Source organism: Novosphingobium silvae (assembly GCF_009856825.1).
Classification (GTDB): Bacteria; Pseudomonadota; Alphaproteobacteria; order Sphingomonadales; family Sphingomonadaceae; genus Novosphingobium; species Novosphingobium silvae.
The window spans coordinates 13,556-27,569 of sequence record NZ_WVTD01000012.1 but is presented as its reverse complement, the minus strand read 5'-3'; the positions used below and the strand labels follow the sequence as shown (position 1 = coordinate 27,569).

Sequence of the window (14,014 nt, the reverse complement as noted above, 5' to 3'; positions counted from 1 at the left end):
GCCTAGATCCCCATGTCCATGCCACCGTCAGGCTCCAGGCCCGCGGAGAAATCGTGACGCAGTTCGACCAGCGTTTGATCCTCGACGGAGGACATCGACGCTGTAGCTGCCCGGCTGTCTGCGGCATCGGTCCGTTCGCCTCTGCGTGACGGATCTCCCTCGCCCGTGGCGCGCGGCTGCGCGTTGATCCCTTGCGGTTCGCGGCTCTTTTCCCCTTCGTCGTCGCTGCGGTTCCGGCCGGGTTCTTCGGCATTCTGCTCGAGGATGCGTGCTGCCATTTCCTTGGCGAGATTGCCCGGCTCCACCACCTCCTCGACGATCTGCCCTGCCCCGTCCCGCCCGCCAGCTTCCCCCTCTTCCGCGTCTTCAAAGGCCTCTTCGGCGCGCTTGGAACGCACCGGCCGTGGATCGGGGCGCGGGAGGAAGCCTTCAGCGACCTGCGGGTAGTGTTGCCATTCGAGTTTGATCCTTGCGGCGGGGAAACCGTCGGGGAACTTCACGAAGCCGTGAAGCGACGGCAGGTTGGTGATATCGTCGGCTATGACGAGCGGCTCCACCTGCTTGCGCGGCGTGAGAGTCGAGGCGTCTCGGGTGTTGTTATAGCCGTAGCTGTAGGCCTCATCCATTTGCCGGACTTCGCGATTGCCGATGTAGCGGGCGCACTGCTCGGCGGTATCGAGATCAGCGGTCGCCAGAATGAGCTTCGAGCGTGCGAGAGAGGCGAGATTGCGGGCTCCCTGCTCGCCGTACACCTCAACCAGCTTCTCGAAACTATGCAGCCCGAGAATCATGGCCCCGCCAAAATTGCGCGCGGTCTGCAGGCCCTTTTCAATCGCCGGCACCCGGTGAAGTGCCCCGACCTCATCGAACATGAACCAGGTGCGCAGCGCACTGGTGCGCGGCAGCTTCATCAGACTGGTGATCGCCAGGTTCATCCACAGCGTCAGCAGCGGCTTGTTCATGTCCAGATCGTCATAGTCGGACGTCACGAAGAGAATGGACCCGGGCTTGCGATCCGCCATCATCCATTGGCGGATCGAGAAGGGTTCGCCCTCGTCGGGAAGGAAGCGCAACACCTGCGCATTGGTATTGAAGACGGCCCGGATGGACTCGGCCATGCGTGCGGCTTCCGGCGCGGTCAGTGGATCGGCAATCGTGTTGGACAGATAGCGATGAACCCGCTTGAGATCGGCGGTCATCAGATTTTCGGCCAAGGCCAGATTGCTGGTTTCCCCGCGCTCGATCAGGCGCATGCACATTTCGATGAAGAGGGTCCGCGCCGCCAGCGCCCAGAAGGGCTCTGACGAGCCGCCATCGGAGGGGATGAGCGCGACGGCTGCCGATGTGAAATTGCTGTATGTCGAGCAGTCGTTGAAGATCGACCAGGCGGGGCAGCGCTGATCCATGGGGTTGAGGATGGTGTCGCGCGAGCGATCGAAGAACGCCTCGACATAGGCCCCGGTGAGATCGAAGATGACCGCGTTGTCCTGTCGCGCGCGCATCTGGGCAACGAGGCTGCGCAGCGCGGTTGTCTTGCCCGCACCGGTCGTGCCGATGAGCATCGTATGGGACTGCTCCATCCGATGGGGATAAGGGATGTCCGCGAGCGTGTAGGGATGGTGGATGCCGCCTTCCTTGCGCGCCGAGAATGGCAGGCGAAGCACCTGGGCACTCGACAGGCCGGGAAAGCCCTCGCGGGCGTCCTCTTCGAACTTGGCGCGGTTGTGCTGAACCACCTCCGAGTAGAGGAGGTCCCTGCTGACCAGCATGGCGCCGCGCTCATGGCGTTCCTGAAGGATCGAAAGGCCACGCTTGCGGGACATGTCGACGAACCAGATGGCGAGTGGAATCGCCACAAAGATCGAGACCAGAAGGGCACCGAGAACGCCGCGCATGGCCACCGACCAGGCCCGTATGACATCCGGGATGTGGGGCACATAGGGCATGATGGTGCGCATCACCTCGCCACTGGGCAGGGCGACGTTCACGCGCTTGTTGGGATCGAGCCCGATCCAGTCCCAGAGCATAGCGTAGAGCTTCATGCAGATCAGCTGGAAGCCGTGCTCGTCGAGCCGCACGGACATGATCACGAACCAGGCCGCCACGAACGCAAAGAACCAGAGCAGCAGCGGCAGTTTCGCACCGGCGAACCACATGAGCATTTCATGCGTGATGAGCTGGCTGCCACGGGTGAAGTTGCCAGCGTTGCGCTGCACCCTGCCGCGGGAGGAATGGTGGGTGAGCGGGACCGATCTGCCATCGGTGCGGATGTCCTTACGCGCCATGATATTGCTCCAGGCGCTTGTCGGCTTCCGCGATGATGCGGTCCCGATATTCGGGATATTGTTCGCGTATGATGATATCGAGCGCGATCTGCTGGAACTCGCTGATGCGGGCCAGCCGGCGCTGGCTGGCGTTCAGCAGATCGTTGGCGCCCAGATAGGCATCGACCGCGTCGCGGACGAGCTTTGCAGGGGTCTGTTGCCGATCGTCGGCAAGCGCGCTCAACCGAGCCCATTGGGTCGGCGTCAGACGCACGTTGTAATGGCGAAGTTTGCTGCTCAACCCAGCCTCCTAGCAGAGAGGCTGGTGGGGTCTCAGAAAGTGGCTGTTTTCTTAGCCGAAAACCTCCTGCCGCGCAACGCGGACTGTGGTGCAGCATTGGCGGCAGTCGCGGCGACTACATGCAACCCGTTGGTTTTCAGTGCTTAATGGCGAGCGCAAAATATGTACTCGGACGTCCCACACAGCGCATTCACGATAACGCTTTGAGGTTACAAGACAATATTGCACCGCAGGTGCATACGGTGTGCATCTCTGCCTTAGGATTGTTCGCTATGTCTGCGGGGAGTGGGACAGACGATCGGATCGTGGCGCGAATCCGGATCCGGCCAGGCACCCTGCCGCTCAGCCGAGCGGAACAGTCCGATCCTGGGCGGCCGCCTATCAAGCGGAAAACGCCTGCAATGGTGGTTTCCCGGTCGGCTCTGGTGCGATAGGCTGCCTGTCAGTTCGCAGCCCGATCAGCGTGAACCAAGAGGTGCTCATGGCACGAACGATAGAACAGGAGCGCGCGGCGCTTGCTGAGGACGAACGGCGGCTGACTGACAGGCGCCGCCAACTGGAGGAACGGGAGCGCGACGAGGCGATCAAGGCGCTCGATAGAGCCGGATTGCTCAAGCTCGATCCACGCAGGATCGAAAGCCTTGGCAAGCGCATAAAGGCGCTCGGCGTGGACGAGGTCGAAAAGCGCCTCGCAGCGTGACGGGCACGCCCGCGTTTCGTGCTTTGGGATAGGCATATCGTCCCGAAGTTCAAAGACGCACCGGACGGGCATGAGGGGCTCGATGCCCCTCATGCCCGCACCATCCGACAGCAAAAAAGGGGAGAGGCGCCTGGCCCCTCCCCTCCCTGTCAGTTCTCGTCCCAGAGCCCGCCCGGGATCGTGTGGACTACTTTGTCGATGAGCATCGCGGGGAGTGCCCCATAATCGCCCTCGTCGATGGCGATGAACCCCGCTTCCTCGTCCTCAAGCACATGCTGGTCGAAGTAGCTGTGCAGCGCGCGGCGCTCTGCGCAGGCGATCGCGGCGAGATAAGCGGCGTGGTTGTAAGTGCTGGTCGAGATGATCTGCATGAGAGCCTCCTGCTGTCTTGAATGACTGCAAGGCTGGCGTCGGCCGGGTGAGGTCGGGTCAAGGAGCGCCGGCAACGCCGGCGACCGCGCAGCGGGCGGTGGGGGTGCCGATTTTGTTGGGTGTGCCGTGGAGCGAAGCGGAGCGGTGCGCCCGGCAAAATTGGGGGGACCGCCGATCCTTGAGGCGGCCTCGCCCGGCCGACATACTTGGACGTCAGTGAGAGATGTTTGGTTTCGTTCTGGGAGCAGGCCGATGCGTAGCGCCGTGCGGCCCGCAGGGGCCGCGCGACACGCGAGCGAGCGGGCTGCGGTGCTTGGAGACAGCCAGCAAAAAAAGGGGCGCGCCGCACCGAAATGCGACGCGCCCCGCCGGTTCGAACAGGGGAGGCTCAGGCCCATTCGAACCGGGAACTGTCATCGAGCCGGGCGCTCTCGATCAGCGTCGTCAACGAGGGCAGATAGTGGGCGAGTTCAGCGTCGTTCAGGCGGCGTTGCACGGCAGGATTGGCCAGCCGCTGCCGGAGCGTTTCGATCGGGATTTCACCGACACTGTCGGCGCGCAAGCCGAGGCTTTCGAGCAGCGCCATGGCAGGGGTCGCGGGGAGGTCGAGCTCGAGGGCGCGGTCCGAGGTCTCGGCGACCCGCATGCGGATGGGTCCGTTCGGGCTCGTGTGCCAAACCTTCACCCGGCGGGCCCTGAACTGGGCTTCCTCCAGGACGGTGATGACGTCGGTCGCATAGTCGAACAGACGGGCAAGGGTCGCGAGGGCAAACGGGCAGACACGGGCCTCGAAATTGTCCGAAAGCTCCTCATCGCCACCCCGGCAATGCAGCAGGGTCTCGCCTGTCCTGTCCCCCTCGGCAGCAAGCCGCGCGCGAAAAGCGGCGAGTTGGCGGGCGGTGATTTCGGCCGGTGGGACGATGCGGTCGTCAAGGTCGGTTGCGATACGGAAAACGATGCTCATCTCCAGCCTCCTTCTGGCAGTTCGCATCTCCTGTCCCCCTCCCCTTTATTCTGGCGTTTCAGGGTCGGCGCGAGGGGGTTCGATGCCCCCGAGCGCCGACATCGAAGCACAAGAAGAAGGTAGAGGAGGCCCCGGCGAACCGGAGCCTCCCCATGCGCGGTCAGGCGCGTCTGGCGATCGTCTGCTGGGCGAGCCGCACGATGTTGAGGGGCACCCCTGCCTGCCGCAGCTTCTGGGCGAGATTGGCCTGGATCCCGGTGCCTTCACAGATGACGGCGTGCACCGGCTTGAGGGCCAGGATGCGGTCATTGCGCACGAACGCGGCGCGGTTGCCAAGGCTTCGGTCGAGGCGGAACTGAATGACCTTGACCCCGCGCGAGGCGGCCCAGGCATGGGCGATGGCATCGCAGCCTTTGGACTGTGCGGTGGTGGCGAGGATCATTTCCGGAATTCGGGCCTTGATGCTGTCGAGACCGGAGAAGAGGAGATCGGCATCCTCCCACTGCTGGCCGCCCGAGAAGGCGACGACCGGTCCCTGGGGTTCATACTGTTCGCGGCGGGTACGGCTGCGCGAGGCCAGATAGTCCCGAGCATCGATCATCGAGGCCGTCAGCCCGCTCGATACGCGGCTTCCCTTCACCGGCGAGAAGGGCTTGCCGACCTCGACGCGGTAGACTTCCCCGGCGTGGTCCCGCATGCATTCGAGGGCTTCGCGGCACCCCTGCAAGGTCTGGCAGAGCGTCTGCGCGTCCTCGACTTCGGTGGCGTAGATCTCGGAGGGATCATAGTGCCGTGCCAGTTCGCCGAGCTTCTTGGCAGCGTCATCCTCCCGACCTTCCACGCGCTTGGCGACGACATGGAAGCTGTTCACGAAGCCCCAGGCGAGGTCGGTTGCGAACGGCTCCATCCGGGTGTCGCGAAAGACGTCGAAAAGCGTCGCCATCATCATTTCGACGGCAGCGCGCACCTGGTCTGGATCGGGCATTTCGAGGCGCTCGGGCGCGTCGGTGGTGCTGAGCTTGGCCATGTCGCTATAGTCGAGAAACGAACCGTCATAGCTTTGGACCTGCGCGTCGGTCGCGCGTCCGTCGGCGATGTGGCGGGCGAGATCGGCGAAGTTGGTGAAGTTGCGCATGAAAGCCTCCTTGGAAGTGATCTCATCCTCGTGATGAGACTTTCCTCAGGGCATGCGGCGGTCGGGGCGGTCAGGGACGGTGGCCCGCATGGGCCGCCGCCGCGCCAGCGGGGAGCGGGGGAACCGATTTTCCGGTGTTGCGGCCGCAGGCCGTGGCAGCTGAAAATTGGGGGGACCGCTCATCCTTGACCGGCCCGGATCCCCGCATGTCATACTAGGAGGTCATAAGAGAGAATAATTACACACTCCCCTCAGCTTCAGGTTCCATCGCAAGGCGATCGTCACCCGGCAGGGCGGAGACGCGCCGTAAGGCGCGGCTCCGGGAGCGCAGCGACTAGAGCGCCGGTCCCGGCGCAGCCGGGATGCGCCAGACCCTCTTGCCTCTTCCCCAGGCGTTCCCCCCGCTCCCCGGCCTGCCCTCACTCGGGACCTAACGGCCCTTCTTCTTCCCACCGGCGGGCCCCGCCGGCGCAGCCGGCGGGGGTGTCACGGCTCTGGGCGTGAGGATCGACCACAAGGGCCACACGGGCTCCGCATCATCGGAAGCGGGACGAAACTCGCTGATGTTTCGTTTGAGGTCGCTGGCGCAGACCTCGCGCATGGACTGCCGCTTGGGATCGCCCCACAGGTCGGGCTGCGCCTTGAAGTCGGCATTGCCCTCGCCATGATACTCCCAGAAGATCGGGCGCGGCCCCTGGGCTTTACGCTCTTCCTCGTCCTCGGGAGGCTCCCAGCGTGTATCCCAGCACAGGACGACATTGGACCGACCCTTGCGCTTGTCGAGATAATGATAGTGCCAGCCCACGCCTTTGTGATGCTCGCGCTTGAGCGAGTCCGCGCCGCCCGGGAGCTTATGGACGAGGTAGAGGACGACAGGCTCCGGAACGCGCGAGACGAGGGGCACATGGCGCACGGGTTCGGCAAATCCGCGCACGATGCGGCGCAGCGGTGCCCGCTGGGTCCATTCGCCCAGTGAATAGGTGGCGCCGTGGGGGAGCGGCGGAGCCTCGCGTTCCGGCAACCATTCGGCTTCCTGCAGGGCCTCGTTCAGGGCGTGGACGATCCCGTCCAGCGTGGACGCCTGCCAGGTCCAGTCCGGTTCGGGCAGAGGACGCCAGTGAGCAGCTTCGATAGCCTCGGGTTCCCAGTCATCGCGCGGCGTCGAGAGTTGCTTTGCGGTGCCCAGCAGCTCGTGCGCCAGGTCGTAGGCTCTGTCCATATTTACGATTTCTCCCGGATTGTTTTCAGGTAGCTAGAATGTTGTTTGAAAGTTGTTGCACACCTGCCGGCTGGAAGCATGCGTCAGTGACCCTCCCGGCCCAATTGGGGCGGGCGGTGGCGCAGTGCCGCCTGCGTCCGAACAGACAGTTCGACGACGGATCCTTCAAGACTATGTTCACAGATCATAACATCTTATTGAAGTTACGCCGATTATTTGGGCCCGGCCGGTAAGGCGCCGCCCTGCGGGCGGCGCCTTCGGGATCAGCAGAAGTGGACCTTCTCGCCGATCACCTCGCAGCCGAACCGTTCGACGCCGCCCTGGTCCTGCCAGCGGGTGTAGTGGAGGCGTCCCTCGATCGCGATCATGTCACCCTTCTCCTTATTCTCGGCGACCGCCTTGCCCAGGCCGTTGAAGAGGGTGACCTTGTGGAACTCGGTCTCCTTGGCGGTGTAGCCGGTCTGCGGGTCCTTGTAGCTCTTGCCCTCGTTATTGAGCTTCACCCGGTCGGTGGCGACGATCAGCGTGGTGATGGCGGTGTTGCCGGCGGTGCGGGTTTCGGGGGTCTTGGCGATCCGGCCGAGGAGATTCATATTGTTCATGGCGCTGTTCCTTTGTGGGTGCCGGCGGCCTTTTCCGCCGGATGCCACTGACAAGGGGGCAGCGTGGGGTGCGCCGCACCGGAGCGTGAGCGGAGGGAAACCGGAAGGAAGGGGTTTGGCGCGGGCAGCCGCGTAGCGGCAACACGGGCCCCTTCCTCCCGGTTGCGGCGCACCCTGCGCTGCTGCCAGGTGGCATCTCAGCAGGCGGAAATGCTGTCGGCACCCTTGGGACGTAGCGCCCGCAATGTGGATCTGGCGGAATTGCCAAGACCCCCGAAACCCGCGCGAAGCGCAATTGTCACCACGCTGATCGTGGCTGCTGCGCGGTGCGTTGTGACGAGGGGTGGGCGTCAGGGGCCGCCTGCCGGCGTCCGTCTTGGGAGAGCAGGTCCACCAGAGCGCCCCTTAGCCGCCGGACGGTGGTCAGCCGAAATGAGTACGCTCGGTGGGCATGTATCGCGGTTCGGGATACTCCATGCGCCCGTTCAGCGAGCATAACAGCGCGCGAAAGTCTCGAATGGCTGCGAAGAGATCGGTGAGCGAGCCAAGGTCGCGGTCCCGGAAGGCATGGATGGCATTGCGCCGCGCCTGCACTGTCCGGCCCAGTGCGATCTGCTGGGGCGCGAGGAGCTCGGCCTTCTCGGCATAGGCGAGGATCGTGTCGAGCATCAGCTCGTCAGGATCTTGCAGCACCTGCCGCTTGATGTGCCAGGCGCGTGTTTCCCTGGTCGTCTCGTCGGCCCGGTAATCGGCGAGATAAACGCAAAGGAAGAGCTTGAGGGCACCTTCCATGAGCGCGCCGAGATTGGCCCAGGCAAGGATCAGGTCGCCATCGGAAAGCGTGTCCTCCTGAACCCAGCGCCGCAGGCTATGCGCGAGCGAGGCGATCCGGTCGAGGCGTGCGGAGCTCAGCATCTGCGCGGCATCCGCCGGTGCCCAGCCCCCGGCATTGTTCCAGAAACGCGCGAGCCCATCGGCGAGCGTGGCGATACGATCGACGATATCGCTGATGGGGAGCGCAGCTATCTCGTCAACGAACCGCGCATGCTGCTCCCCCAGCATTTCTTGAAACCGGGTGTCCATGGCAAGGCAGGCTAGTGCGCGACTTGGGTGCGCGCCAGTCCGAAGATGCCTGTGTCGCGTGACCCGCAAGCTCAGAGGAGAGCCCGCTCACCCTCCCCGCCCGCCTCGGGTTCTGGCGCAGCGCCACGCATCCGCCACAGGGAGAGCAGCACGCCGCCAGCGATCAGACCAAGGGTGATGGCGAGGCTGATCGACGCCGGGAAGGTGCCGTCTTCCAGCAGGAAGTCGGCAATGAAGATTTTCGCGCCGATGAAGACGAGCACCAGGGCGAGCGCGTGGCTGAGCAGATGGAAGCGGTGGATCATCGCGGAAAGCGCAAAATAGAGCGCCCGCAGGCCCAGGATCGCCATGATGTTGGAGGTGTAGACGATGAAGGTGTCCGTGGTGACCGCGAAGACCGCAGGAACGCTGTCGACGGCAAAGACCAGATCGGCGATATTGATGACGATGAGGGCGAGCAGGAGCGGCGTGATCGCCGTGACGAGCCGTCCGGTCTTCGCGTCCGGGATGCGGGTCAGGAATATGTTTCCCTCAAGGGCCGGCGCGACCCGAAGATGGCGCGACAGGAAGCGCACCAGCGGGTTGGCGGTGACGTCGGGCGGATCCTGATCGTTGGAGGCGAACATCTTGATGCCGCTCAGGATCAGGAAGGCCCCGAAGAGATAGAGAACCCAGTGGAACTGCTCCACCACTGCAGCACCAAGACCAATCATCAGCCCGCGCAGGAACAGGACCGCGACGATGCCCCACAGGAGCGCGCGATACTGGTAGAGCCGCGGGATGGCGAAGGCGCTGAAGATGAGCGAGATGACGAAGACATTGTCGATCGACAGCGCCTTCTCGAGAACGAAGCCGGTATAATATTTGAGGCCGAGATCAGCGCCCTTCTCGATCCAGACCCACGCGCCGAATGCGAGGGCGATGGCGATGTAGAAGAGCGAGAGCATCAGGCTTTGCCGGATCCCCATTTCCCGGTCGCGGCGATTGAGGATGCCAAGGTCGAAGGCCGTGAGGCCTGTCACCAGGGCGATAAAAGTCATCCAGAACCAGGCGGGCGTGCCCAGCCAATCCGTCATCAGCCAGTCCATGGCGGTTTTCCGTTCTTGATCAGGTCATGGCGCTGCGTCGGTGATGGGCGCAGGCAGGTGTCCGACGGAACGGCGGGGGGACGCCGTCCGCCGGACGTGCAGACCATCTGCGGGGGCGTGGCAGATGGTCCGGGGCGGGCGCGCCCTAGCGCGCCGCCATGGGCGTGAGCGCCTGCGGGATCAGCCGGTTGAGCTGATCCTTGATGATGAGTTTGAGGCGCTGAAGGCGAAACAGTCGAATACGGTCGGGCGCGGCGCGCGCCCTTTCGCGCTGCAACTGCTCATCCAGGCGCTGCTGGCGGGACAGGAGGCGAAAGCTACGGTCAGTCATAAGCCACTCCATGAGGCGATCATGTGCCAATCGGGCAGCCACAGATGGAATGGGAGAAAAGCGAGAACAGCCAGACCCATGCATCGGAATACCCGATGCGGTCCGACATCACGACACACGCAACAGCATGTCTCGCCAGAGGGGCCCGGCCCGCACTCCAAGGATGGGATTGACCGCGAGGACGTTCAAGGGCGGACACACAAAAAATCGCACAGGCATCCCCCGCACTGTCGCTTATGGTCTGCGTCGGAATGGACGCGCGATTCCCGCCGGTCCGCCCTACCGATGTAATTGGGGAATTTTCTTGGCGACGCGGGTGTTCAGAACCGACAGGAGTATCTTCGCCGAGGAAGCCACGCGCGGCCGGGTGCAGGCGCTGCTCGAGCGCCACGGCATCACGGTGACAGGGCACCGACAGGACAAGCGCGGCAGCGCGATCATCCAGGTGATCGAGGGCCATATCGGCGACGGCCCGCCGATGCGCATGCATGTTCGGCTATGCTGGCGCCGCGATGGGCGCAATGCGCGCGAAGCGCTCTATTCGGCAGCCCAGCTCAAGGCCCGCCGCGACAAGGACGGCTGGGAGCAGACGCTCGCCGGCGTCGCAGCCCGCCATCGCCGCGAGGGCCATACCCACAGTCTGATGGTCCAGGACAGCGAGGCAGGGTTCGTCTTCGCGGTGCTGGTGCCTTGCGACGACATACCGATGATCTGGGAGCGTCAGCGCGCGGTCAGCGCGGATCTGCTCGAGCGCGGCCTCGCCGGTAATCTGAGCGCCAACCATGCCGCTAATGGTTCGAGCCCATCGCTCTGGCTACAGGATGATCGCTATCCCGACACGCCGGCGGTCGCCCGCGTGATCTGGGACTGGCCGGGGGTGATCAATGTGATGGCGCTGGCGCTTGTCGGACCGGATCAGCGAGAGACCGATACGCTGGACGATCTGCCGGTCTCTCCGGCCGACCTCGGCCGGGATGGCGGCGAACCGCGATTGCAGGTGATACGATCGGGCTATCCACGCGACGCGCGGGTTCGCGAGGCTGTCGCCCGGCGCGCTGGTGGGCGGTGCGAACGGGCAAGTTGCACCGAGGCGCGCGACTATCCGGGCTTTCTCGATGTCCACCACATTCTCGGGATCGACGTCAGCGACCGGGTGTGGACGTGCGTCGCGCTCTGCCCGAACTGCCACCGGGAGGCGCATTTCTCGCCGGATCGCGACGCGATCAATGCGCAGCTGCGCGATTTTGCGGCGCAGTTCGCCTGATGCCGGAAAACGAGGGGCAATGGGTCTCGGTCGACGAGGCCGAGGACGTGGCAGGCTCGATCCGCCATGCGTTGCGGGCCGCCATTTTCGCGCAGGAGGATCCGCAAGCCTGGAAATGGGTGCTGCTCGCGCTGCATTCGGCGCTTCAGGGCGCTTGTGTGTGTCACCTCACGACAACGGCCGCGCCGATCGGAGCCGTGACCGAGCGCAATGCGGGTGAATGGATCGATTATTTCGCGGCCTTGCGGGACGATCCAACGGTCAAACAGCCCAAGACCTATCTGATGGCGCTACCGGACTTGCTGAAGGCGATACGCAAACCCCATTCTGCGGGTGATCGCTCGAATGAGACCGGGGTGACCCTGAGTGATGCCGAACTCGCCTGGCTTCGACGCATCCACGATGAGGTCCGCAACCAGTTCGTCCATTTCGAACCAATGGGATGGTCGCTCGAGGTGAGCGGCGTGCCCGCGATTGGCCAGCTCATTGCGCGGATCCTGCGCGAAATGCTCGATATGGGCTGGGCCTTCCGCCATCTTGAGCGCGAAGCCCGCGCCGCACTGCGCGCAGATCTGGAGACGCTCTCCAGCACCGGCTGGGCACCGGGACCGAACGACGACCAGACGACGCGAGACAGCTGAAGACGAACAGGGCCCGCTTCGCGGGAGATGCGAAGCGGACCCTGTCGTCCCGGACCTGAAGCTGGGCGTTACTGAGCCATGTCGGGCTCGCGGACCTCTTCGCTTGCAGCGCCGCGCCGACCGCGCCCGCGCGCTGCCCCGGCCGGAGCGCCGCCGAACTCTTCGGCGGTGGATTCGCCCAGGCCGTCACCTGCCGGAGCACCACCCGACGGCGCGTCCTGCGCGGTTCCGGCGTCTTCCATGCCCGGCAGTGGCGGCAGTCCCTCCTCATTGTCCTTCGGCGCCATTGCGGCCGTCACGTCGCGGCGGCGCTGCGGGCGTTGCCAGACGATGTTGTAGGAGCCGTCTTCCTGGCGGAAGGCCGAAATGTAGAGCGGTTGCGCCAGGCTGGGATCGTCGATCTTGCCGTTGAGGAAGGCCTCGCCGGTCTCGCGGGCGGTGAGTTCGAACAGCGCACCGACCTGCACCCAGGCGCGCGACACCGTGTTGAGGGCGTGGATTTCGTAGCGGGGCGCGCGGGGATTGTTGCTGCGCACTTCGCGCAGGGCCACCGTGACCGAGACCGTGAGGGTCGACACGCGGCCAATGAAGATGCCAGCTTCGTTCTGCTTGATCGAACCGATGTTCATGGGACTTCTCCAGGACTTGTTGCTCTCGAACCCCTTGTCCGAGACACTTCATCCTTTCCCCCTCCTCTCCCCGGCATTTCGCCGGGCGGGCGCGCACGCGCCCCATCATCGCCGCGCCTTCCGCGGCGATGGGTGACCCGGTCGTGGAACAGAGCCTTCAGGGCAGGCCGCTATGGAATAGCGGCGCGCGTGACCTATCGCTGTTATGAGATGATCAGGTCCGGCATCGCGTCTGCAGCCCTGATCCCGGGGCGTTTCTTGTGCCTCAGCTGAAGAACGGGTGAGGCTGGAAGTCGATAGGGCCGACATGCAGAATGCCTGCTGTGATCGCCGGCGAAACCATCAGAGCCGAGAGTACGGCGATGCCGAGGTGAGCTGTACCGACATGGACACTAGCTGCTGCCTGCTCAGTATGGCCAATTGCCAACTGGGCGTAATCAGAGTGATCTCACTGATGGCGCTACAAATTGCCTGATCGGCAAGCATCCATCACACACGAATTGACCATGTTCAATTCGCGGCGCTCGCACTGTCCGGAATTCCGGTCACGTCGACCCAGACTTCCCCGCCTGTGTCAGCCCATAAGCGCATGCCTTCTTCCGGCTCGTCCTTTACGATTGTGGCTGGGCCAACCCCGCGAAAGCGCACGAAACCCTCCTCTGGCAGGCCGGTCGTACGTCGACCAATTTCCCGAGCATCGGAGGACAAGAAGACTTCATGAACGGCGACGACGTCGCCATCATCGTTCGTCACTGCAAAGATCGTCGAGTTGTTCTCGGGATGATATCTTACGCAATCGGGGTATGAGCTGCTTTCAGCTATACGCTTGCTCGGACTATCTTTCATCGCGGGTAGACTGCCAATAAGGTTTGATGCTGGCGAATAGAAACCACAGACATCAGCTGAACGCCAGAGTTGTGTGAGCATATCGGCCCCTCTCCTTGGCCGCTCTTCGCAATAGGCAGGTCAGAAGCGTCTGGTCGGCTCCCCCACGCAGTGGTTCCGGCAATTCATGCAAACCCCATGCATGTCAGAACCTGAAGCTGGGCGCGATTCTGACGAACCGCGCCCAGACTCATCACTGAAGCTTATGGCTCGATGAAATCAGGCTGCGGTCTGCGGCCAGGACGATGAAGAGCGTCTTGCGCGATGCCTGAACTTCGGCGTTGTTGCGCAAGGTCACCACGTCCTGCCGGGCGCCACCCCGCATGCGCGACGTAACACTGAGTACCTTGGCCTTTGACCAACTTGGGGCAAGTTGCCCTTTCGTCACCAACTTGACGACATTGTCTCTGGCGACCTGTTCAACGGAGCGCTCTGCCTGGTCGTCATGATCGCCGTGCGCAAGTGCGCCGGTCGCCGACATAAGGGTCGCGGCAAAGGCGATGAGGAGCTTATACATCTCTGTTCCTTTCAACCGT

Annotated in this window: 16 protein-coding genes; 3 read left to right on the top strand and 13 right to left on the bottom strand. The window is 63.8% G+C overall.

Translation table 11 applies throughout. The features are described 5' to 3' along the window. Nucleotides 1-2: 2 nt before the first annotated feature. Both GR702_RS15060 and GR702_RS15055 read right to left on the bottom strand, forming a co-directional pair. A complete protein-coding gene (locus GR702_RS15060; protein WP_086491673.1) occupies nt 3-2,285 on the bottom strand; it encodes a type IV secretion system DNA-binding domain-containing protein in 2,283 nt (760 codons plus the stop codon). Continuing rightward, entirely contained in the window at nt 2,275-2,565 is a 291-nt protein-coding gene (locus tag GR702_RS15055) for an ATP synthase subunit B family protein (protein ID WP_026109164.1), read from the bottom strand. Before GR702_RS15055 ends, GR702_RS15060 begins: the two co-directional genes overlap by 11 nt. A 481-nt stretch (nt 2,566-3,046) precedes the next feature. Here GR702_RS15055 and GR702_RS15050 point away from each other — a divergent pair, with 481 nt between their 5' ends. Then, complete coding sequence (locus GR702_RS15050) at nt 3,047-3,265, top strand: hypothetical protein (protein ID WP_080727366.1); 219 nt, start codon at nt 3,047-3,049, stop codon at nt 3,263-3,265. Nucleotides 3,266-3,414: 149 nt separating this feature from the next. On the opposite strand, the gene GR702_RS15045 is transcribed toward GR702_RS15050, so the two are convergent. The 8 genes from GR702_RS15045 to GR702_RS15010 all read right to left on the bottom strand — a co-directional run bounded on the left by GR702_RS15045 (nt 3,415) and on the right by GR702_RS15010 (nt 10,059). Continuing rightward, entirely contained in the window at nt 3,415-3,636 is a 222-nt protein-coding gene (locus tag GR702_RS15045) for a hypothetical protein (protein ID WP_017501074.1), read from the bottom strand. Between the two features lie 389 nt (nt 3,637-4,025). Beyond that, nucleotides 4,026-4,601: a hypothetical protein gene (locus GR702_RS15040; RefSeq protein ID WP_017501073.1), complete on the bottom strand. Its 576-nt coding sequence runs from the start codon at nt 4,599-4,601 to the stop codon at nt 4,026-4,028. A 160-nt stretch (nt 4,602-4,761) separates the two neighbouring features. Continuing rightward, nucleotides 4,762-5,736: a DUF2493 domain-containing protein gene (locus tag GR702_RS15035; protein WP_017501072.1), complete on the bottom strand. Its 975-nt coding sequence runs from the start codon at nt 5,734-5,736 to the stop codon at nt 4,762-4,764. A 430-nt stretch (nt 5,737-6,166) separates the two neighbouring features. Next, entirely contained in the window at nt 6,167-6,955 is a 789-nt protein-coding gene (locus GR702_RS15030; RefSeq protein WP_017501071.1) for a hypothetical protein, read from the bottom strand. Between the two features lie 263 nt (nt 6,956-7,218). Beyond that, nucleotides 7,219-7,557: a single-stranded DNA-binding protein gene (locus tag GR702_RS15025; RefSeq protein ID WP_026109163.1), complete on the bottom strand. Its 339-nt coding sequence runs from the start codon at nt 7,555-7,557 to the stop codon at nt 7,219-7,221. A gap of 423 nt (nt 7,558-7,980) precedes the next feature. Then, nucleotides 7,981-8,640, bottom strand: a complete 660-nt coding sequence (locus tag GR702_RS15020) for a hypothetical protein (protein ID WP_017501069.1) — start codon at nt 8,638-8,640, stop codon at nt 7,981-7,983. A gap of 71 nt (nt 8,641-8,711) precedes the next feature. Further along, on the bottom strand, nt 8,712-9,728 hold the full coding sequence (locus GR702_RS15015) for a TerC family protein (RefSeq protein WP_017501068.1): 1,017 nt from the start codon (nt 9,726-9,728) through the stop codon (nt 8,712-8,714). 145 nt (nt 9,729-9,873) lie between these two features. Next, complete coding sequence (locus GR702_RS15010; RefSeq protein ID WP_026109161.1) at nt 9,874-10,059, bottom strand: hypothetical protein; 186 nt, start codon at nt 10,057-10,059, stop codon at nt 9,874-9,876. Nucleotides 10,060-10,375: 316 nt separating this feature from the next. Here GR702_RS15010 and GR702_RS15005 point away from each other — a divergent pair, with 316 nt between their 5' ends. Continuing rightward, nucleotides 10,376-11,323: an HNH endonuclease signature motif containing protein gene (locus GR702_RS15005; RefSeq protein WP_201039030.1), complete on the top strand. Its 948-nt coding sequence runs from the start codon at nt 10,376-10,378 to the stop codon at nt 11,321-11,323. Then, complete coding sequence (locus GR702_RS15000) at nt 11,323-11,964, top strand: hypothetical protein (RefSeq protein WP_017501065.1); 642 nt, start codon at nt 11,323-11,325, stop codon at nt 11,962-11,964. Before GR702_RS15005 ends, GR702_RS15000 begins: the two co-directional genes overlap by 1 nt. A 68-nt stretch (nt 11,965-12,032) precedes the next feature. On the opposite strand, the gene GR702_RS14995 is transcribed toward GR702_RS15000, so the two are convergent. The 3 genes from GR702_RS14995 to GR702_RS14985 form a co-directional block, all read right to left on the bottom strand. After that, nucleotides 12,033-12,593 carry a DUF736 domain-containing protein gene (locus tag GR702_RS14995; RefSeq protein WP_017501064.1) on the bottom strand — a complete coding sequence of 187 codons (561 nt, stop codon included), beginning with the start codon at nt 12,591-12,593 and terminating at the stop codon, nt 12,033-12,035. Nucleotides 12,594-13,103: 510 nt separating this feature from the next. Beyond that, complete coding sequence (locus GR702_RS14990) at nt 13,104-13,520, bottom strand: hypothetical protein (protein ID WP_139150065.1); 417 nt, start codon at nt 13,518-13,520, stop codon at nt 13,104-13,106. Nucleotides 13,521-13,671: 151 nt separating this feature from the next. Beyond that, nucleotides 13,672-13,995 (bottom strand): DUF6488 family protein, encoded by a 324-nt coding sequence (locus tag GR702_RS14985; protein WP_017501062.1) that lies wholly within the window; start codon nt 13,993-13,995, stop codon nt 13,672-13,674. Nucleotides 13,996-14,014: the final 19 nt, after the last annotated feature.